The following is a 20,060-nucleotide window of genomic DNA, read 5'->3' as shown; positions in this document are numbered from 1 at the left end:
CGTTCGTGGTGATGCGCTCGCCCACGGTGCCCTGCGGCTTGCTGTTCTGGGCGGCCCGCTCGGTGGCCTCCTTCTCCTGATCGCGGTACCAACCCGCGATGGCGGACACGAGCGTCGGCAGGTGGCGCGGGCCGGCTGGCCGCTCACGCGCCATCGGCGCGGCCATACGAAACGGGCTCACGGACGGTGCGTTCGGGACGGAGATGGCCCTCCGCACTGCGGCCGGTGTTGAGGTCTTGGCGTGCAGGTGTCGGAACCCGCGCCGGACCCGGGCGGGGGTGAGTCCGTTCGGTTCGGCCGGCTTCTCCCACGGCCGGCGTAGGTCGGTGGCCAGGGGGCGGGCGAGGCGAAGTCGGGTGTGGGCGGCGACCACGATCCAGGTCCAGCGGTCCGCCGCCTCGGCCGCGCGCATTCTCGGAGCGGTCCAGCCGAGTGTCTGCTTGATCATCCTGAAGAAGTGCTCGATGTCGAATCGCCGAAGGAAGGTCTGCCAGGCCAGATCAGTCTCCGCCGGGCCGGCTGTCGGCCGTGACCACCACAGCCACAGCGGCTTGGGGTCGCTGCCGCTGGGCAGGTGGTCGACCTGGAGGCGGATGACGGTGCCCTCGATGACCGGGAGTCCGCCGGGGTGGTCCCGCCAGGCGGCACGCTGCTGGAGTTCGGGGTGGAGCCGGTCCCGGCCCAGGGCGTGGGCGGTGCCGTAGCGGGTGGTCTCCGCCTTAGTCTCAGCGTCCGGGGCGCCCCAGGTCCGGCTGTCCTTGAAGATGAACTCGCTGCCGTGCTTGGGCGGCCCCGCCCGGCCGGACAGCCCTTCCCCGAGCACACCGACCAAGGCCTCTGTCCTGGACCACCTGGCCACCTGCTCGATCGCACACTTCGCCTGCCACGGCGCCAGCCACCCCACCGACCCCTCCCCAAGCCGACCGCGGTGTTGATGTGCACGCCAGTGATCTTGCTCAGCACTGGGGCGGGGAGACCCGTAGCGAGGGCAAGGAGTGCCGTGTTGTGGGCGGCCTTACTGTCGATGCCGACGCGGCGGAGCCGGATCCCGAAAGTCTTGGAAGCGGCCGGGAGCCCTGGGGCCCGTCCGGGGAACAGCCAACAGGACCTTGAGTTGGAGCGCTGTCGTGCTTCCTCGGCCTGCACAGCGACCAGTCGAGCGAGTGCCGGCGGCATGACTACGGGCTGGTGTCCGAGTCGGATGTAGGACTCGTCCCGCTGGCGTTCGATGTCGTCGATCCTCAGCTGGACGATGCGGGAAATCGGCGGATGCCGGCTCGGCGCGGGCCTGGGCGGCTGCTCTTCCGAGCAGTCGAGGCACGATGGCGGCGAACAGCAATGGAGGGGCATGGGCCGCGGTCAGCCGCAGGGGGTCGGTCGGGTGCGGCGAGTGGTGCCAGGCACTCGGGGCGGCGGCACTGGCCAGGAGAGCGCCGCCGCCCAGCGCTGCGGTCAGGCGGAGCCGCGGCGTCCAGGCTTACTGGCCGCGGCAGGTCCTGAGGTAGCTGAGGAACGATGCCTGTAGCCCAGTCACGTGCGTTTCGTGCATGAGTGCGCTGGTGACGGATCCGCTGCGTGAGGTGAGGCGGTGAAGGAACGTGGCCGCGTTCTTCGCGAGATTCTGGTAGACCGCCAAGTCTCCCAGGATCTCTCGGTCGTTGAAGGTCATGTGAAGCTTGGTAGTGGGCAGGGTGTCACCCATTGCTTGAAGACGAGCGAAGACCTGACTGTCCGCGTTGACAATGCCGGGGCTGCCCGCGCCGATGCTCTCGAAGAAGGTGCTATTGGTGAGCCAGGCGTAGAGACTGAAGAGTCCGCCGTAGGAATAGCCGAAGAGGCCGTGACCGCTCGGGGCTGTGCCGTAGTCGCGTTCGATCCGCGGGTGCAGGTCGTCGGTAAGGAAGTTCAGGAACATATCCCCGCGGCTGTCGCTCAATTCAGCGAGGTAGGCGTCGGCTTGCTCGCGAGTCATCGTGCCCGCTTCGACCCCCATCTCCACCGCGTCGATGTACTCCTTCGCGATGGGTTCGCAGGGGGGCACGAGATCGCGGTTGCGCAACCGCTCCCAGTGCTCTGCTTCCTCGCCCGCGTAACCCACGCTGACTTGGACATAGGGCTGAATCGACTGCATGGGGTCCAGTTGCGTGACGATGAGTGGGGCGGTCATGCCCACGGCCCAGTTGCCGTCGAGCACGTACACGACAGGCGCTTGCGCCGTGGCAGGGTCGTAGCGCGGTGGCGTGGTGACCCAGACGCCGTAGTCGTGCCCACCGCTGGAGCGCATCTCGAAGTAGTCGGTGTGGGCGAGGCAGCCCTGCCACATGGTGCTCATCTGAGGTCCTTTAGGATTTGGCCGGCCTGGATTACGAGGATGGCGTTGGTGGGGTCGGAGAACAGTTCTGGGTCTTCGAGGGTTGCCGTTCCAAAGAACGAGGTCTGCCTGCGCGCCGGGAGTGATGACACCCACCCGGCCGGACAGGCCGAGGATCTCGGCGGCGCTTATCCGAAACGAGACGTGCGGCTGGATCGGGCTCGACAGGCCCAGGTGGACGTGAGCGTCGATCAGGCCGGGCGTCATCGTCAATCCCTCGGCATCGAGACGCTCGCCGTGCGCGCTGGAGGCACCGAGTTGGGTGATACGGCCGTTCTCGATAGTGATGTCGAGGTTGCTGGGATCGCGCCCCGATCCGTCGATGACCGTCGCGCCGACTACATGAGCAGGTCCCATGGTCGATCCTCCGCCGTTGCGAGCTGACTGCGACCATGTGTGAAGCAACACGGAACCGCCAATCTTTCTTTTCCAATGGATAAACTGTGGGAGTGATCCTGTCAACCTCGGAACGCAAGGGCAGCGCGCGCGAGCGACTCCTGGCACGGCTTCTCGACGCCTTCGGTGAGGCCCTTCCCCCGCCGGAGATGTCGCTCCGTGAGATCGCCGCCCGGATCGAGACCAGCCACGCCCTGTTGCGCTACCACTTCGGGTCACTCTCGGGCGTCTTGGCCGCCATGCTCAAGGCGCGGCGATCCCGTGACAACGAGGCACTTTTGGAGGCCGCCCAGCAGGGCACCTTCGACGACTTCGTTGTGGCGATCTGGCGTACCTACACCCGGCCAGAGCAGCTGTCGCGTGCCCGCGGCTTCTTCTACGTCGTCGGACTGGCCGCGTACGGCCCCGAGGACTTCGGTGAGTTCATCGAGTCGATCGGCGACCTGACCGTGATGCTGTCCTCACTCGCGGAACGCGAAGGGCTCGACACCAAGGAAGCGCGGGATGTGGCCACCGTCACCATTGCCGCGATTCGCGGCCTCCTCTTGCAGGAAGTCCTGACTCCCGGAACCCGCTCGGAGGACGCGGTCACCTTGATCCTGCGCATGCGAGAGGGTCAATCCGTTCCACGATCACGTCCGGAGCGTCAAGCAGGCTCGTAAGAGCAGCAGGGGGCGGTTTCTGCGACGAGGACTGTGCTTCGCGACTGCTCGGAATTGACATGCTGGACGTGGGCGGCAGAGTCGGCCTTCGCTCACGCCTGCGACAGCCACGGCCCCGTAGCTGTCGCCTCCGGAGCCGACCTCACCTTCGTGGCCCCGCCTATGACGGGGATGTCCTCACGGCGACCGTCGGCGACAACCGTCGCCGGAGCATGGCCTCTGACCTGCGTAATGTGCGGACAACGAGCGGAGCGGCGACCTTCCGCGCCGCCAGAGGAACCATGGGGAAGCATGGCGCGACCATCTCCAAGCACCCGCCAGTGAACCCCTCGCAGCGTTCAACCGCTGCGGCGTCACCATGCTGGACGTGGACTTCGCACCCTGCGGGGTCCAGATCGCCGCCGTGCTGACCGCCAATACCAGTCCCCTCACGCAACTGCCCTCGTCGCGTTCGTGCCTGGCCGCCCACCGGTTGCCGACCACCTGGGGCGTGTCTTGTGGATCTTGCCGAGCTCGCGGGCCCTGGCCCTTCAGGAGGACGCCAGGACATGGTGGTCACGGCTCGCGCCGAAGGCCGCGACGGTCTGCGCGACGAGCACGGCGAGCAGCACGGCGATCGGCAGCGACCATCCCCCGCTCGCGGAGTGCAGCAGGCCGAGACCGAGCGGGCCGAGGCAGGCAATGAGGTAGCCGATCCCCTGGGCCATCGTCGAGAGCCGGCCGGTGTGGTGCGCGTCGGGCGAGCGGGCGACGATGTAGCCGAGGGCGAGACCGATGGCGAGGCCCTGGCCCAGTCCGAGGGCGGTCATCCAGAGGTAGGCGCCCGACACGGGGGACGTGAGCAGGCCGACGAAGCCGGTCGCGCACAGCAGGGCAGCCGCCAGGGGCACGACGAAGGACGGGCGCAGACGCTGCTGTAGCCAGGGTGCCGCGAAGGTTGCGGCCATGCCGGGGAAGCTTGAGAAGGAGAGCATCCATCCGGCCTGACTGTCGCTCATGCCGTGGTCCTGCAGAAGCGTCGGCAGCCAGGAGAGGATCGCGTAGTAGCCGAGGGACTGCAGACCCATGTACAGGGTCACCGCCCAGGCGGTTCGGTCGCGCCACAGCGCCCTGAGTGTGGGTGTGGCGGTATCGGCTCCTCCTTGCTTCACCAGCTCCCGTCGCTGGCGGTTCGCGGAACGCCGGTCCGGCACGAGCAGTTCGGGAAGCCAGGCGAGGGCGGCGATGAGGGACGGGATCGCCCACAGCGCGAGCACCTGCCGCCAGCCCCAGCCGGTGGCCGACTCCAGCGGGACGACCACGCCCGCGGCGAGCGCGGCTCCGCCGGACAGGGCCAGGGAGTAGCAGCCGAGCATCAGCCCGGCGCGGCCGGCGAAGTCGTGCTTGATGAGCTGCGGCATGAGGACGTTGCCGACCGCGATCGCGGCACCGGCGATCAGGGTGCCGCCGAACAGGGCGAACACTCCCGGGACCGAGCGCAGCACAATGCCGCCGGTCAGCGCGAGCAGCGCGTACCACAGCAGGTGGTGGGGTCCGAAGCGGCGGGTGAGCCGGGGCGTGAGGAACGCGAACGCCCCGAAGCAGAGGACCGGCACCGTCGAGAGGGCTCCGGCGCCGAACGATGAGAGGTGTTCGTCGTGCTCGACCTCCGTGAGTACGGGGGACAGGGACGCGACGGCGATGCGCAGGTTCACCGCGGCCAGGCTGAACGCGAAAGCGGCTTGTACGGTGCGCGCCCCGGCCGGTCCGGGAAGGGACGGCTGCCGGGACGCCGACGGGCGGGCCGCTGGGGCCTGTTGGGTCACTGGGCTGTTCATGCCGTTCACTCTCGGGCGGAGCCGCGACGGCGGGCCACCGATAGGATGCCAACCTATGAGGGAAACCCGCCATCTTGATCTCGCGGAACGCGGCCGCATCGTCCTAGCGCACGGGCAGCGGCTGCCCATCCATGCCCACGACCGCGGTCACCTGGTCTATTCGGCCACCGGCGTGCTGTCCGTGACCACCGCCAGGGGTACCTGGATCGCTCCGCCGACCCGGGTGGCGTGGACTCCCGCGGCCTTCGAGCACCACCACACCGCGCACGGCAACGCGGACATGCGAATTCTGTTCCTGTTCGACGCACTCGCCGCCCGGCTGCCCGCGCATCCCGCCGTGCTCACCGTCTCCGGGCTCGCCCGCGAAGCTCTGCTCGCCCTCACGGCCGAGGAGGCGGACACCGGCGGGCGGGCGCCGGAGGCGGTCGACCGGCTGCACGCGGTCGTCGTCGACGAGCTCACCGCGGCGCCCGAGCAGCCGCTGCATCTGCCCGAGCCGGCCGACGACCGGCTCCGGGCGCTGACCGGCATCCTCTACGCCGACCCTGCCAATCAGCAGACTCTCGCCGAGCTCGGCGCGCGCGTCGGGGCGAGTGAGCGTACGCTCAGCCGGCTCTTCGGGCGGGAACTCCGGATGAGTTTTCATCAGTGGCGCACTCAGCTACGCATCCACCACGCGCTCACCCGGCTCGCCGCGGGGAAGTCCGTCACCGACACCGCTCTCGCCTGCGGCTGGGCCAATCCGACGAGCTTCATCGAGGCTTTTGCCGCTCTCGTCGGCGAGACCCCCGGCCGCTACCGCAACCGTCAACTCCCCACCGAGGGCGGCTAGGGCGTGTTGCGAAAGTCCCGCCTGGCCTGCGGGCGGACGGCGCTACTTTCGCAACACGCCCTAGGCCCATCGCTCGTGCAGGTAAGGCTTGAAGCCGTCGAGCTTGGTCCTGCGGTTCTGCCACCTTGACGGTGAAATCAGCCACCCTAACGGGGTAATGCCCGACAGATCACGGGATAGTACATTAGGAATGGCAACGAAGAAGCCAAGTGACTGAGCTTCAGGTATTCCAATGTCCTGGCGCCCAACGCGGTTTGCCCAGTACCAGTACCAGTACCAGTAGCAGAATCGCGAATAGGGGCCGATGGCCGCTCCTGTTCCCCCCCCCAAGGACATGACCGGCTGCGGGAACACGTAGCTGGATGACGATCGACGTCATGTCAGCCACGACCCGGCGAGCGGTCCGCCAGACGGTCTTCTTCCGCTCCCCGGTCGCGCGGCCGACTTCAGGGACGCCGGTATCCCTCAACGCGCCTGCCCTCTCGACTTTTGTCCGTTTCGGCCGACGAGCCGGCGCACCACCCTCTCGTGTCCCAACCGCGCCAAAGTGGACGGGGCACACCGCCACTGCCACCCCTCCACCTCACAAAAGGAGTTGACCCATGAGTGGATGCGGCTGCGGGCAGTCCCCCATCGCCATCGGCGGCTGTCAGCCCTCCAAGCCGGCCTGTCCTCCCGTTGCTTGTCCCGGCTCCAAGCCGTGCGAGCACTGCGAGACGACCCCACTGCGCGACTCCGCGCCGTACCGGGTCGCAGCGACCGCCAGCAGCACCGACCCGACGCCGTACTACACCATCGCCAACACCCATGCCGCACTGGACCCTGTCGTCGCCCAGACCATCCTGAACAGCGGCACGGGCACGTTCCCGGCCGACGACGGGACGCACAACGGCCAGCACACCTGGCTCGCCGGCGTCGTGCACATCGACCCCACGGCACTGCGCGGCAACCCCACCAGCGTCACGATCAGCGCCTCGGTCCATGTCCACAACGACGGCAGGAACACGGCCTGCCAGCTCTACGGCCGCTTCGCCCTGTGGAACGGCACGACCCCGATCCGCACCGATCTCCTGGGCCCACCCGATCTGCCGGCGGGTGGTGACGACAACGGCGTCATCCCACCGACCACCGTGTCCCTCGCGGACGTCCTCGCGGGAAAGATCGTCATCGAACTCAACCTGGAAACAGGAAACGACGACACCTGCCGAGTCGGCCCCAAGCAGTGGACCGTCGACAGCTTCGTCCTCACCGTCCAGGCGTCCGCCCCGGGCTGCGGCAGGCCGTTCCTCCGTACGACCTGCCGTAACTGCGACGGCGCGGTCACCTGCACGACCGACACCCTCGACGGCTCGACTCCCTACGCCGCGGTCCCGCCGGTCATCCCGGTCGCCTCCTGCCAGGATGGATGCGCCACCGCCCGCCCTCCGTGCATCTCCACAGACCGGGGCAACGCAATCACTCGGGGCAGCGACGGGTGTCTGTACGCGCCTGACACGCCTGCTCTGGACCCGTCCCCGTGCAATGCCGCACGGAACACGACCGGTGGGCTACTCGTGCCGCGGATCGACCTGACGGGTATCGCTCCTGGCGGCAACAGCAGCACTGAACGGTCGGTGGACATCGACGTCACCGGAGCGCCCGGCTGCCCGGAAAGGTGGGAGATCGGCGCCCGTCTCACGCCGGTGAGCGCGTTCCTCAACGCCGAGAGGCAGCACGCCAACCTCCTGGCCCAGGCAGGTACTGACGTGCCGATCCCCGAGTCTGACATCGTGCTCCCGGAAGCCGGGGTGTACCACATCGACAGCGATGTACGGTACGCGCTCGGTTCCGCCACCGGCGGCAGCGGCTACATCATCGGCTGGCTCAGGGACGAGACCACGGACACCCTCCTGACGAGCTTCACCCAGATCGCGGCGATCAACGCGGCGAGGCAGGAGCAACAAGGCGGAACCACACACATCATGACCGAGTACGCGGTCGCCTCCGGCCCCCGGACGGTCCGCCTGCACCTGATGTTCGTCCTCACCGGCGGCAAGATCTCCGACGCCGAGGCCGGCGGCACCGACAGCAATGGCGCAACCCGGATGCGCTTCCTCAAGGTCAGGGATTAGGACGTCGCTTCGTTCGGTGAGTGGGCGTCAGCCGAGTGACGGCGTCGCGCTCGTAGACGCAGTCGAGCGCGACGATGCCCCAGCGGCGGATCTCGCGGGCCGCCACCTCGGCGTACTCCTCGACGGCCTGCGCTCCCGGGGCGTGGAAACGCTGCCGCCACCGGCCGCCGACGGCAGTGATCTCGATCAGTTCTTCCGGACGCACTTCGGCCTCCGAGCCATTCTGAGCCTGCCCCTGTTCGGTTCGGGTTCCCGGCCGTTGCTCCGCCCGTGGCCGGACAGGGACTAGTCCGCCGTCTCGAAGTCCACGAAGGCGAGCGGGGCATGGGGCGAGCATGTCGCAGTCCCCGTTCAACTTCCGCTCACCCCACTGCGCCACCAGCAGAGACTCCGCCTCGAACGCGCGCCCGAGGAGGTACTCGAAGACGGGCCACTATGACGACCGGCGACAAGGATCAGGGCGGCTCGCGGTCAGGGAACGCCGGCCGGTGCACGCCGTGCGGATCAGCCCACCGCGGGGATGTCCGTTTCATTGGGGACATCAGCCGGTATCGCGCTTTCCGCATAACTCCCCGAGAGGAGATGGCCCGCCCCTGGGGCGACCGCGCCCAGGCCCAGTGCGCGCAGCATCTGGTGGGCGGTGCACACGGCGGAGGAGACCACCGGGCGGCCCAGGAGTTGTTCGGCCTCGTCGATGGCGCCGAGGGAGGGCAACTGGACGCATGCGGAGAGGACCACCGCGTCGGCGCCGGTGTAGTCCAGGCGGCGGGCGATCGCGGGCAGGAGACGGTGGTCGTGGGCGGCGACCTCCAGGTTGTCGGGGATTTCCAGGGCCTCGTAGTCGATGACCGCGATGCCCTCGTGTTCGAGATAGGCGACCACGGTCCGGGTCAGCGGCAGCATGTACGGGGCGATGAGCGCAACCTTGGTGGCCTTGAGGGTCTTGAGGCCGTGGACGAGTGCTCCGGCGCTGGTGACGACGGGGGCAGGGGCGCCGTTGCGCACTGTCTGCCGGTGGAGGCGTTTCTCGGATACGCGGTGGTAGCCGAGGCCCATGCTCATGATGGCGACCAGGCACGCGTACCCGAGTACGTCCACGCGGGCGTCGGAGAGTTCCAGGGCGCACCGGTCGGAGTCGGCGTCCATGGACCTGAGCTGATCCGGAGTGACATGGGTCATGCGCATCCGGCTGGAGTGGAAGGTGAAGTGCTCCGGTTCGATGGTCTGGCGGGCCCGCAGGATCGCGGGGATTTCGGTTTCCATGGTGACGTTGGAGCTGGGCACGATCTGCCCGATGCGGTAGCGGAGGGAGTCGGTCATCGCGCGTCCGCCTCCGGACTGGCCGCGTCCATCACGGGATTGGCCAGGGTACCGATGGACTGGATGGTGGCCTCGACCAGGTCGCCGGGGTGGAGGAACTGGGGCGGGTCGAGGCCCGCGCCGACGCCGGACGGCGATCCGGTGGCGATGACGTCACCCGGTTCGAGCGTCACCCCGGAGGAGATGTCCGCGATGAGGCGCGGGATGGCGAAGAGCATGTGCCGGGTGTTGGAGTCCTGCTTCTTCTCGCCGTTGACGTGCAGGGTGAGATCCAGCTCCTGTGGGTTCGGGATTTCGTCCCGGGTGACGACCACAGGCCCGAAGGGGGCGTAGGTGTCCTGGCCCTTGGAGAAGAACCACTGGCCTGAGCGACGCTGGTCACGGGCGCTGATGTCGTTGAGGATGCTGTAGCCGAAGACGTGGTCCCACGCGTCCTCCTCCGCGACGCGCCGGGCGGTGCGGCCGATGACGACGGCGAGTTCGCACTCCCAGTCCAGCTGGGAGGTGAGAGCGCCGTTGTGCCGGATCGGACGGCCCGGGCCGATGACGGCGGTGGCCGGTTTGCTGAAGAGGACCGGCCTGGGCGGCAGTTGGCTGTCGGTGTCGAGGCTGCGGCTGGACTCCTCGACATGTTCGGTGTAGTTCAGGCCGACACCGATGATCTTGCCGGGCCGGAAGGGCGCCGCCAGAACCACCTGGTCGCGGTGGAGGGAGAACCGCAGCAGCGATTCAGGGGTTTGCCGGGAGAGCAGGGTGTCGGCGGCCTCCAGGCCGGGACCACCGGACCGGACGAGCGCCAGCAGGCTGTCGGGGAGGGCGACGCGGTGCTCGATGGCGAGCGCGGTCAGATCGATGATCCGGTCGCCGGTTTCGGCTCCGAGGCGGGGTACCGCGTCAGAGCCGGAGAAGGTGACGAAACGCATGGGTGCTCCAGTGCGAGGGCGGGGGTCAGGAGAGTGGCTGGTGGCCGCTGTTGTCGGCGTATGCCTCTTCGCGGTGGAAGGCGAGCGAGCGCATGACGGGGAAGTCGTTGAAGGAGAACAGGACGGCGTCCTCGGAGGAATCGCCGTTCGCGTGCTCGTGCCAGTCCCAGGACGGCACGCAGAAGAGGTCGCCCTCGGCCCAGTCGTAGCGTCGGCCGGCGATGACGGAGTGGCCTCGTCCCTTGGCGACCGTGTAGATGACGGATCCGGTGTGGCGGTGTGCCCTGGTGGGTTGTCCGGGGCGCAGGAGCTGGATGTGCGCGCTCATCGTCGGCATCACCGAGCCCCCGGTGACCGGGTTGGTGTACTCCATGATCACGCCGTCGTAGGGCGAACCCTCGCTCGCCTTGGCGAGGTTCAGCAGGGACGCGTACGTCGGCTCCCAGGGAAACGCGAGCAGCGGTGAGTAGGGCCTGTTCCAGCGCTCGGTCCCGTACGGGAGGAGGTTCCCGCCGTAGGCGAGCAGTGAGGAGCCGACTGTCTCGCCGGGCGTCTGGTGCAGTTCGGGGTGCACCTCGTAGAAGGGCGCGTCGAGCGCGTTGACGAGCGGGATGTCGAGGCCGTCCTGCCATATGCAGGGGGTGTCGGCGGACTCGTTGCCGTGCTCGTGCCAGGTGCCGTTGGGGGTGATGGCGAAGTCGCGCGGTCCGACCTTCAGCTTCTGGCCGTCGACGACGGTCCAGGCCCCCGTTCCTTCGAGTACGAAGCGCAGCGCCGCCGCCTGATGCCGGTGCGCGGTCATCGCCTCGCCCGGCCCCATGATCTGGAGACCGGTGTAGAGCAGGCCGACGGCGGCGCTGAGTTCACGGCGGCCCGGGTTGGTCAGCATGACCACCCGCCGTCCGGCGTCGTCGGCCGCGACCAGGGGCAGCGCCCGGTGGACGAGGGGGCGCAGCTTGTCGTACGACCAGTGGGTGGGTACGGAGCGGGGCTGCGGATACCAGGGCTCGATGTTGTTCGCGACGGTCCACAGGGCGCCCGCGTCGAGTGCTTCCAGTTCCTTGTAGTACGCGATGAGTTCGGGCGTGTCGGCGACGCGGGCCCGCCCGATCTGTGTGTCGTCGTAGGAGGTGGTCATGAGTCCTCTCCGGGGTCGGTCGTGTGCTCGACGGTGAACGTGACGGGCGGCTGCGGGCGGTTGTCCACCTGGAGGCGGAAGATGTCGAAGCGGTTGTAGTGGCCCGTGATGTCGTGCATCTGCTTCGGCTGGATGCAGCGCGCGAGGTCGATCTCGCCGTAGACGATGCCTTCGTCGTCGACGAGCGGTTCGGTGACGGGCCGGCCGTCCGGTCCGAAGATCCCGGACAGGGCGTTGCGGGGGCGGGCCAGCAGTTTCCGCGTCTCCTCGTCGTCTCCCGCGACGATGTCGACGATCTCCGGCGAGACGGTCGAGCAGGAGACGACGGAGAAGACCTTGCCCTCGAAGCAGTGGGCGGCCGTGCGTACGGCGATGGCGTCCGCCATGTCGTAGTCGGCGGGCGCGACCGGCAGGGCGATGTAGTTCGCGGTGTGGATCAGCTCGCCCTGGGCGAGGAGCGTGAATCGGGCGAGGGTGTTGGTGTTCTCCCCGCAGGCCAGGGCTCCGATGGGCCCGATGGGGGTCCGGTGGACGCGCAGCGTGCTGGCGTCGCCGCCGGTCCAGGTGAGTTTCTCCGCCCAGGTGGGGACGAGTTTGCGGTGGACGCCCAGCAGTTCGCCGTCGGCACCGACGATGACGAGTGAGTTGTAGAGCGTGCCGAGACTGTGCCGGGCACGCTCGTTGACCCCGATGACCAGGACGACGCCATGGTCGCGGGCCGCGTCCCGCAGTGCGTCCACCTCGGGACCAGGGATGTCGACGGCGGACCGGTACAGCCGCTCGAACCAGGAGGATCCCCGCACCGGATTCATCGTCCAGTTCCAGTAGGGATAGCCTGGGATGAAGACCTCGGGGAAGACGACGAGCGACGCGCCGTTGCCCGCGGCCTCCGCGATGAGCGTGATCGTCTTCTCGACGGTCGCGGCGGTGTCGAGGAAGACGGGCGCGGCCTGGACGGCCGCGGCGGTGAAGCGGGGCGTGTCCAGGAAGTCGATCAGTGGCCCTGGGATGGGATGGGCTGGTGGCATGCCGTCCAACCTAGGAACGGCGGCGGAAGGTCTCTATCGTCCTAGTGCGGGCGGATGTCGGAGGCGTGCACGGATCGCTGCGTGCGGCGCGGGAGGACCCGCGGTCCCACGGCGTACGACGCCGGGAGGGCACGTGGCCCCGGCGTACGGTTCCGGAGCGGGCGGCCACACGGCGGGCTCTCTCACGGCGTACGGGCCAGCGTCGCCGACGGCGTCTCGCCGAACCGCTGCCGGTACGCCGCCGAGAACTCCCCCAGGTGCCCGAACCCCCAGCGGAACGCGATCTCGGTGACGGTCGCCGATCCGCCCGGCGTGGTGAGCAGTTCATGCCGTACGCGTTCCAGCCGTAGCCGCCGGACCAGCGACATCGGTGAGACACCGCGGTGCTCCTTGAAGCCGGCGTAGAGGCTGCGTGTGCTGACGCGGGCGTGATCCGCGATGTCGGAGACCGTGACCGGCTCCGCGAAACGCGCGTGGATGTACTCCTCCGCGCGCCGTACGAAGAGCGGTGACGCCGCCCCCGTACCGCTGTCGGCATGGGGCTCGCCCGCGGTGTTCGGCTGCGCCTCCAGAAGCGCGGACGCCAGCAGCCACTCCAGATGCACGCCCATCCGCGGCGAGCGCTGGACCTGGGTGAGGAACTGGTCGTTGCCCAGCAGGGCCTGGGCGGCCGGGGCCCATGCGGCCCACTCCGCGGAGCCGGTGTGGAAGGGCAGCTTGAACCGGACCGGCTCGTCGTCGTGGTCACCGGCCCGCGCGTCCCGTACCCGTTCCATGACGCGTCGGTCGATGCGGACGATGAGCTGGTCGTAGTCGGTGCCCATGGTGATGCGGAAGGGCTCGTGCGGGCTGATCACGGTCGCCGTGCTCGGGCCCGCCGTGACCGTCTGCGCGCCGTGCTGATACACCGCCGTCCCCGCCAGCGGCACGCTGACGAGATAGCACGTGTGCAGGGGGCCGGATTCGATGACGACGCGCCTGCCGTAGCGGAGCCGGGTCGCGGAGATACCACCGATGGTCACGTGCTGGAGCAGGCAGGACACCTGGAAGTGGTCCACCGCGCGGAGGCTGTGCGGACGCAGGACGCCGCTGACGGCCGTCACGATCTCGTCCTCGTCGCGGGAGCGCAGCAGGGTGTGCCGGGCGAAGTCGATGCCGATGTTCAGTGGAATGGGTCGCGCGGGGTGCATGGCGTCTCGTCTCCCGGTGTTCAGGCTGCTGTTCCGCCAGAGTACGAAGATGTACCGTTCCACAGAACGACAGCGTGCGATGATTCTGCTATGTGGAACATTCCCGACCAGGGCGCCGAGGCGGCCGAGGGAGCGGGGCGGCCGGCGCCCTACACCGTCGGCTCCGCCGACAATGTGCTGAGGATCCTGCTGATGTTCCGGGAGACGCCCTCGCTGCGAGTGGCCGATGTGGCCGGCCGGCTGGGTGTCGCCCGCTCCACGGCGCACCGGCTGATCTCCACGCTGTGCAGGCGTGGCTTCGCGGTCCAGGACCCGCGCACCCGTGCGTACCACCCGGGAAAGGCGCTGACGGATCTCGCGTACGCGCTGGCCCGCGGGCCCGATCTCGCGGGACTGCTGCACCGGCATCTGGTGGCGCTGTCCGCCCTGCTCGGCGAGACGGTGAGCGTGCAGGTGTTCCAGGGGGCCGATGTGCTGTTCACGGACGGCGTCGAGGCCGAGCGGGCTCTGAAGGCGGGGCTGCGTACGGGGCTACGGCTGCCTGCGTACGCGGCATCCGGCGGCAAGGCGTATCTCGCGGAGCTGACCCGCGAAGAACTGGTCTCGCTCTATCCGGACGGTGTCCTGAGGCGGCTCACCCCGCACACGGCCGCCGGGTTCGATGACCTGGTGCGGGAGTTGGCCGAGGTGCGGGAGCGCGGATACGCGGTGAATCTGGAGGGCACGGAGCCCGGTCTGCACGCGGTCGCCGTCGCCGTGCACGACCGTACGGGCCGGGCCGTCGCCGCGCTCGCGGTCTCGGCTCCGGCCCATCGGATGGGACGGGAACGCATCGGGGAGGTGGCCCGCGCGCTGCGGGCGGCCGCCCGCGAGGTGGAGCGGGAGGCCACCGCCCGGACTTGACCGATCGTTTCTAAAGGAATTGCGCTGCGGGTCTTGTGCTCGACGATCTTGGTCGGCGGGGCGTCCGTCCGGCATGCGTCATATGCCTCCGCTGCCTGCGAACCTCATTCTGAAACGATCAGTTACTCGTCCAACCCTTGACCACGGGCAGCGGAAGGGGCGCCGCCCCCGGCCGCTCCGTCGGCCGGCGCCTTCGTGCCCGGAGGAGGAGATAGGCCAGCGCCAGCAGGACGAGGACCGGGCCTCCCACGTAACACGCTGTCCGCATCTCCGGGACGTAGATCCCGGTGGCGTAGACGGAGAGCAGAGCGGCGATGCCCAGGACCGGTGTGACGCGGCCCCCGCGCAGCCGCAGGGTGGACGGCGGCCGGTCGGGGTCCCTGCGGAACGCCATCAAGGTAAGCAGGATGATGATCCACACCGCGATCACCCCGAAGGTGCCGAGCGCGAGCAGTACGGAGAAGACGCGTGGCCCGAACAGTGCGGTGAGCCCCGCGGTCGCCAGGAAGCCGAGCGAGGAGACGAGGACGGCCGGGCGGGGGACACCGCGTTCGGTGGTCGTCCCCAGGGCGGCGGGGGCCAGCCGGTCGCTGCCCAGCGAGTGCAGCATCCGCCCACTGGCGTAGAGGTTGGCGTTGGCCGCGGACAGAGCTGTCACGAGGACGACGAAGTTGGTGACCGACGCGGCGGCGGGGATCCCGGCCGCCGAGAACATCATCACGAACGGGCTGGTCTCGGTCCCGTGCCCGGAGGCGAGCTTCGGCCAGGGCATCACCGCGAGCATCACAGCGATGGCCCCCAGGTAGAACAGGGTCAGCCGCAGGATGAGCGAGCGCAGCGCGCCGCGCAGCGACGGGCCGGGCTCCTTGGCCTCCGGCGCGGAGATGGCGACCAGTTCGATGCCGGCGAAACTGAACAGGACTATGGACATGACCAGCCAGACGGCGAGGGTGCCCTCGGGCAGGAAACCGCCGTGCGAGGTCCAGTTGGAGACGCCGGTCGCGGGCCGCTCCGGCAGCCCGAAGACGATGAGGACGACGCCGATGATGATGAAGGCGACGACGGCGAATGCCTTGATCGCGCTCAGGACTGACTCGGTCGAGCCGAAGTTCCGGACACCGGCCGTATTGACGGCGGTGACCGCCCCCGCGAAGACGACCACGGCCAGCCACAGGGGGATGTCCGGCCACCAGAAGCGCAGATAGATGGCTGCGGCCACGACCTCGCTGCCAATGCCGACGATCAGCGCGAGCCAGTAGATCCAGCGCACGGAGAACCCCGCGAAGGGGCCCAGACATCGGGCCGCGATGGTGCCGAACGAGCCCTGTACGGGCAGGGCGCTGACCATCTCGCCGAGCGCGAAGGCCACGGTCAGCGCGATCAGGGCGCCCGCCGCGTAGCTGATGAGGACGGCGGGCCCGGCGACCGAGATGGCGGACCCCGCGCCCAGAAACAGCCCGGTGCCGAGGGCGGAGCCCAGGCCGAGGAGGGCCATCTGCCGCCGCCCGAGCCCCCGGTGCAGACCACTGCCGCCGCTCTCCGGGGGTCTGCCGGTGGTTGTGTCACTCATATCAGCGCCTCCGAAGCGAGAACGCGGGTACGGTCCAGCGCTGCCCACAGTTCGGTGAAGCTCGTACAGAGGGGCGAGAGCCCGACGCGGATACCGTCCGGGGCGCGGAAGTCGATGATCACGCCGTTGTCGATCAACGTCCGGGCAAACTCCGCGGCCCGGGGGTGGGTGACGGTGACATGCCCGCCGCGTATCGCTTCCTCGCGCGGCGAGCCGACGGCGAACCCCAACGGGACGAGCCAGGCGTCGCACAGCTCGATCGCCATCCGCGTCAGGGCGGTGGACTTGGCGCGTATCCGCTCGATCCCGGCCTCGGCCAGCAACTCGACCCCGGCGGCCACACCCGCGAGCCCGGTCACCGCGGGAGTGCCGGAAAGCATCCGGCGCACCCCGGTGGCGGCCGCGTACTCCGGCGCCATGGCGAAACGGTCCCGCGCGCTCATCCAGCCCGGTATCGGCTGCCGCAGCCCGGCCTGGTGCTCCTCGCGTACGTACAGGAACCCGGGCGCGCCCGGCCCGGCGTTCAGAAACTTGTAGGTACAGCCGACTGCGAAGTCCGCGCCCGACGCGTCCAGGCTGACGGGCACGGAACCCACGCTGTGGCACAGGTCCCACACCGCGAGTCCGCCGGCCGCGTGCACCAGTGAATTGATGTGCTCCATATCGGCGATGAAGGCGGACCGGTAGGCGACATGGGAGAGCGTGACGACCGCGGTGTCCGGTCCGACGGCCTCGGCGACCTGCTCCTCCGTGACACCGGACGACGGGTCGGACTCGATCCAGTGGATGGTCATACCCAGTTCGTCGGCGACGGCCTCGACGACATAGCGGTCGGTGGGGAAGTTGTCGGTGTCCGTGACGATCCCGGTACGCCCCGGGCGCAGCGACACAGCGGCACGCAGCACCTTGTACAGGCACACGGTGGTGGAGTCGGCGAGGATCACCTGGCCGGGGCCGGCCCCGAGGCCGGCCGCGCCCAGCCGGTCACCGAGACGCTGGGGCAGTTCCAGCCAGCCGTCCTGCCAGCCGCGGATCATGCGGGACGACCATTGGTCGGCCACCAGGTCGTGCACGAGGCCGAGTGTGCGCTTCAGCGGACGGCCCAGCGAGTTCCCGTCCAGATACGCGATGACCGAGGAGTCGTCGATGGGCAGGAAGCGGTCCCGATAAGCGGCCAGTTCGTCGTTGCGGTCGAGTCGCTCGGCATCTCCCAGGGAGGGAACGCGGGGAGCAGTGATCACAGCAGAGTGTCCTCTCGTTACGTCGCACGGCAGGGCGTCCGGACAACGGCCGAAACGGGGCCCATGCGGGTGCGCATGGCATCCGTGTGGTGTGTCTGGACGACATCCATGTAGCGGCCGGCCCGCACCACGGCGGTGACCCGGCTGGTCATCAGCGGATCCGTCAGCGGATCACCGGGCAATACGGCGAGATCCATGGCGGACACGGCGATGGAGGCGAGGATCCGCGTGGCGGACAGCCCCGCGTCGGACAGCGCCTCCAGTTCCCGGACGTTCACTCCCGAGGGGAGGGGACCATTGCCCAGATCTGTCCCGTACCGCACCCTCCCACCCATCCGGTGGAAGCGCCGCAGGTTGTCGACGGCCCTCATCCGCTCGGCTGTGTCCGTGCCCCGGCCGTGGATGTCCAGGGTCGAGGTCCAGTGAGTACGGGCGGCGAACGCCCGGATCAGTTCGTCCGGCAGCCGGTGTGTCCAGGGAGTGTGCGCCAGCTCGCCGACACCCGCGAGTAGCGCTTTCTGTGCCTGTCCCGCGCCCTCGGCATGGGCGACGACGGGCAGCCCGGCCCGCTCGGCGGCACCGACGACGGCCCGTAACTCCGCGTCGCCGAGCACGGGACCGGCATCGGCGTTCAGCGCCACCTTGATCAGCCCGGCGCCGCGGGCGGCGAGGTGGGCAACGGCCCGGGCGGCGTCGGCCGTGTCGCGAACCTCCCGGTAGGAGCCCTCCGCCGCCCAGGCGCGATCGGCCGGATAGCCGCCGGGGGCCGTCAGGAACGGCCCGGCGGTCACGACATGGGGAAGGCCTGGGTCGTGCGGAGACCTCGTGGCCAGTGCGAGGCCGGACTCCGGGGGCGACCCCAGATCCCGTACGCCCGTGACGCCGGCCGCGAGCAGCGCGGCCAGGTCGATCTGGTCGGTGTGGACATGGTGATCGACCAGTCCGGGGACGAGGACGCCGCCTACCCGGATACGCCGGGAGTTGGGAGGCACGAGTCCATCGGCCCCCAGCGGACACCGCGCGGGCCGACCGTCACCGTCACACGACGCCGTAGCTCCAGCCCGCCGCACCAGGCGGCGTCCGCGTCAATCACCAGAGTTGTCATCGGGGCCGCCGGGAACCGCACCGCGACCACGGACGGCCCCGGCCAGACCAGGAGCGGCCTCGGCTGTGTCTCATCGGCCGATCTCGGACCGTACGGACAGGATCTCCGGGAAGAAGGTCAGCTCCAGCGCGGCACGTAGGAAGGCGACCCCGCTGGACCCGCCCGTCCCGCGTTTGAAGCCGATGATCCGCTCCACCGCCTTCATATGCCGGAAGCGCCACAGCTGGAACGCCTCCTCGATATCGATCAGTTCTTCGCAGGTCTCCCAGGCCCGCCAGTTGTCCTTCGGGTTCTCGTAGATCTCCTTCAGAATGGGAAACAGTTTGGGATTCTCGGTGTACGGCTGCGAGAAGTCACGGTCGAGCAGTTCCCCCGGGACTGCGTATCCCTGGCGCGCGAGATACCGCAGGAATTCGTCGTAGAGACCGGGCCGATGCAGAACATCGCGCAGTTCTTCATGCGTTGCCGGGTCGTCCTTGAACATGTCCAGCATGTCGGTGTTCTTGTTGCCGAGCAGGAACTCGACGATCCGGTACTGACCCGACTGGAATCCGGACGAATTCGCCAGATAGTCCCGGAACGCGGCGAACTCCCCCGGGGTGAGGGTCTCCAACACCGCCCACTGCTCGTAGAGCTGCCGCTGGATGTGCTTGACCCTGGCCATGTACTTCAGTGCGGTCGCTAGATCATCGCTGGCGAAACCGCCGATGGCCCCGCGCAGCTCATGAATGATCAGCTTCAGCCACAGCTCCGACGTGTGGTGCTGGATGATGAAGAGCAGCTCGTCATGGTGCTCGGGCCGACTGCGCGTGCGCTGGGCACTGAGCAGGACATCGAGCTTCAGATACTGGGCGTATGTGAGGTCATGGGGACCACCCCGATGCATTTCACGCTCGATATCACGCTTATTGGGTGACTGGCTCACGACGGCTCCACTCCTGCTTGTGCTCGTGCGGTTCGAAACGATCTTGAAGAATCGCGGACTTCTTTTACTCTCGCGCGGTTCCGCGAGACCGAAGAAGTTCAGGCGATCGTAGGAATCCGTTTCCGGTACGGCACTCGGATGAGCGCACCGCTGTGTCGCCCGACCGCAACGACTGTCCGGCCGGCGGAGCGACCTCGAACCTATGGGGAGAAGCCAGTGGATCTTGCATGATCGTGAGGATGCTTGGCGATTACTGCCGCGGTGAGTTCGATGGCGTCGAGACAGGTCGCGGCGTGTGTGTAGGTGTCGAGTTCGGTCGAGATGCCGCGGTGGTGATTGTGGGTCTGCGGTGCGAGTGGCCGGTATCTCCAGTCGTGCGAGACGGCGGCTGGGGAGGCCGGCCTAGGCCCTGTCTTCAAAGTAGCGCCGTCCGCCCCCCGGCCCCCCCCCCCCCGCGGGCCGCGCGGCGATAGCAACAACGCCCGGGCCCCCGCCCACACCCCCCCCCGGCCCCCCCCCCCCCCGCGA

At 68.8% G+C, this 20,060-nt stretch carries 16 protein-coding genes and 2 pseudogenes; 5 read left to right on the top strand and 13 right to left on the bottom strand.

Annotated elements, in window-relative coordinates:
* Nucleotides 1–244: 244 nt before the first annotated feature.
* Both AB0M67_RS40830 and AB0M67_RS40825 read right to left on the bottom strand, forming a co-directional pair.
* Nucleotides 245–793 (bottom strand): annotated as a pseudogene (locus tag AB0M67_RS40830) (transposase); the annotation flags it as partial.
* A 684-nt stretch (nt 794–1,477) separates the two neighbouring features.
* Nucleotides 1,478–2,728: an alpha/beta hydrolase-fold protein gene (locus AB0M67_RS40825; RefSeq protein ID WP_365753208.1), complete on the bottom strand. Its 1,251-nt coding sequence runs from the start codon at nt 2,726–2,728 to the stop codon at nt 1,478–1,480.
* Between the two features lie 86 nt (nt 2,729–2,814).
* Here AB0M67_RS40825 and AB0M67_RS40820 point away from each other — a divergent pair, with 86 nt between their 5' ends.
* Nucleotides 2,815–3,429, top strand: coding sequence for a TetR/AcrR family transcriptional regulator (locus tag AB0M67_RS40820; RefSeq protein WP_365753207.1), 615 nt, complete (start codon nt 2,815–2,817; stop codon nt 3,427–3,429).
* A 75-nt stretch (nt 3,430–3,504) separates the two neighbouring features.
* Nucleotides 3,505–3,614, top strand: a pseudogene (locus AB0M67_RS40815) (phenylacetic acid degradation protein PaaD); the annotation flags it as partial.
* A 345-nt stretch (nt 3,615–3,959) separates the two neighbouring features.
* Here AB0M67_RS40815 and AB0M67_RS40810 read toward each other — a convergent pair.
* A complete protein-coding gene (locus tag AB0M67_RS40810) occupies nt 3,960–5,246 on the bottom strand; it encodes an MFS transporter (RefSeq protein WP_365753205.1) in 1,287 nt (428 codons plus the stop codon).
* A 55-nt stretch (nt 5,247–5,301) separates the two neighbouring features.
* Between AB0M67_RS40810 and AB0M67_RS40805 the strand changes: the two genes are divergently transcribed.
* Nucleotides 5,302–6,078, top strand: coding sequence for a helix-turn-helix transcriptional regulator (locus AB0M67_RS40805; RefSeq protein WP_365753203.1), 777 nt, complete (start codon nt 5,302–5,304; stop codon nt 6,076–6,078).
* Between the two features lie 602 nt (nt 6,079–6,680).
* Complete coding sequence (locus AB0M67_RS40800) at nt 6,681–8,189, top strand: hypothetical protein (RefSeq protein ID WP_365753202.1); 1,509 nt, start codon at nt 6,681–6,683, stop codon at nt 8,187–8,189.
* Here the strand turns inward: AB0M67_RS40800 and AB0M67_RS40795 are convergent.
* The 6 genes from AB0M67_RS40795 to AB0M67_RS40770 all read right to left on the bottom strand — a co-directional run bounded on the left by AB0M67_RS40795 (nt 8,179) and on the right by AB0M67_RS40770 (nt 13,788).
* Nucleotides 8,179–8,394 carry a hypothetical protein gene (locus AB0M67_RS40795; RefSeq protein ID WP_365753200.1) on the bottom strand — a complete coding sequence of 72 codons (216 nt, stop codon included), beginning with the start codon at nt 8,392–8,394 and terminating at the stop codon, nt 8,179–8,181. The two genes, AB0M67_RS40800 and AB0M67_RS40795, sit on opposite strands and share 11 nt — an antisense overlap.
* 299 nt (nt 8,395–8,693) lie before the next feature.
* Nucleotides 8,694–9,509, bottom strand: a complete 816-nt coding sequence (locus AB0M67_RS40790) for an Asp/Glu racemase (RefSeq protein ID WP_365753199.1) — start codon at nt 9,507–9,509, stop codon at nt 8,694–8,696.
* Nucleotides 9,506–10,432: a fumarylacetoacetate hydrolase family protein gene (locus AB0M67_RS40785; RefSeq protein WP_365753197.1), complete on the bottom strand. Its 927-nt coding sequence runs from the start codon at nt 10,430–10,432 to the stop codon at nt 9,506–9,508. Before AB0M67_RS40785 ends, AB0M67_RS40790 begins: the two co-directional genes overlap by 4 nt.
* A 25-nt stretch (nt 10,433–10,457) precedes the next feature.
* The gene (locus tag AB0M67_RS40780; RefSeq protein ID WP_365753195.1) at nt 10,458–11,570 is read right to left on the bottom strand and encodes a cupin domain-containing protein; all 1,113 of its coding nucleotides are present in this window, start codon (nt 11,568–11,570) and stop codon (nt 10,458–10,460) included.
* Complete coding sequence (locus AB0M67_RS40775; protein WP_365753194.1) at nt 11,567–12,598, bottom strand: carbon-nitrogen hydrolase family protein; 1,032 nt, start codon at nt 12,596–12,598, stop codon at nt 11,567–11,569. Before AB0M67_RS40775 ends, AB0M67_RS40780 begins: the two co-directional genes overlap by 4 nt.
* A gap of 182 nt (nt 12,599–12,780) precedes the next feature.
* The gene (locus AB0M67_RS40770; RefSeq protein ID WP_365753192.1) at nt 12,781–13,788 is read right to left on the bottom strand and encodes a helix-turn-helix domain-containing protein; all 1,008 of its coding nucleotides are present in this window, start codon (nt 13,786–13,788) and stop codon (nt 12,781–12,783) included.
* Nucleotides 13,789–13,878: 90 nt separating this feature from the next.
* On the opposite strand from AB0M67_RS40770, the gene AB0M67_RS40765 reads away from it, so the two are divergent.
* A complete protein-coding gene (locus AB0M67_RS40765) occupies nt 13,879–14,691 on the top strand; it encodes an IclR family transcriptional regulator (protein ID WP_365753191.1) in 813 nt (270 codons plus the stop codon).
* Between the two features lie 118 nt (nt 14,692–14,809).
* Here the strand turns inward: AB0M67_RS40765 and AB0M67_RS40760 are convergent, their stop codons facing one another.
* From AB0M67_RS40760 to AB0M67_RS40745, 4 genes are all read right to left on the bottom strand, one after another.
* Nucleotides 14,810–16,261 carry an amino acid permease gene (locus AB0M67_RS40760; protein ID WP_365753190.1) on the bottom strand — a complete coding sequence of 484 codons (1,452 nt, stop codon included), beginning with the start codon at nt 16,259–16,261 and terminating at the stop codon, nt 14,810–14,812.
* Complete coding sequence (locus AB0M67_RS40755) at nt 16,258–17,502, bottom strand: aminotransferase class V-fold PLP-dependent enzyme (protein ID WP_365753188.1); 1,245 nt, start codon at nt 17,500–17,502, stop codon at nt 16,258–16,260. The genes AB0M67_RS40760 and AB0M67_RS40755 overlap by 4 nt, the downstream gene beginning before the upstream one ends.
* Nucleotides 17,503–17,519: 17 nt before the next feature.
* Nucleotides 17,520–18,494, bottom strand: coding sequence for an amidohydrolase family protein (locus AB0M67_RS40750; RefSeq protein ID WP_365753186.1), 975 nt, complete (start codon nt 18,492–18,494; stop codon nt 17,520–17,522).
* 183 nt (nt 18,495–18,677) lie between these two features.
* Nucleotides 18,678–19,493, bottom strand: a complete 816-nt coding sequence (locus AB0M67_RS40745) for a tryptophan 2,3-dioxygenase family protein (protein ID WP_365753185.1) — start codon at nt 19,491–19,493, stop codon at nt 18,678–18,680.
* Nucleotides 19,494–20,060 lie beyond the last annotated feature (567 nt).

Origin of the sequence: Streptomyces sp. NPDC051662 (assembly GCF_040681655.1) — a bacterium.
In the GTDB taxonomy this organism is placed as follows: domain Bacteria; phylum Actinomycetota; class Actinomycetes; order Streptomycetales; family Streptomycetaceae; genus Streptomyces.
The sequence above is the reverse complement of the archived record's forward strand: the minus strand, read 5'-3'. Positions and strand labels throughout refer to the sequence as shown.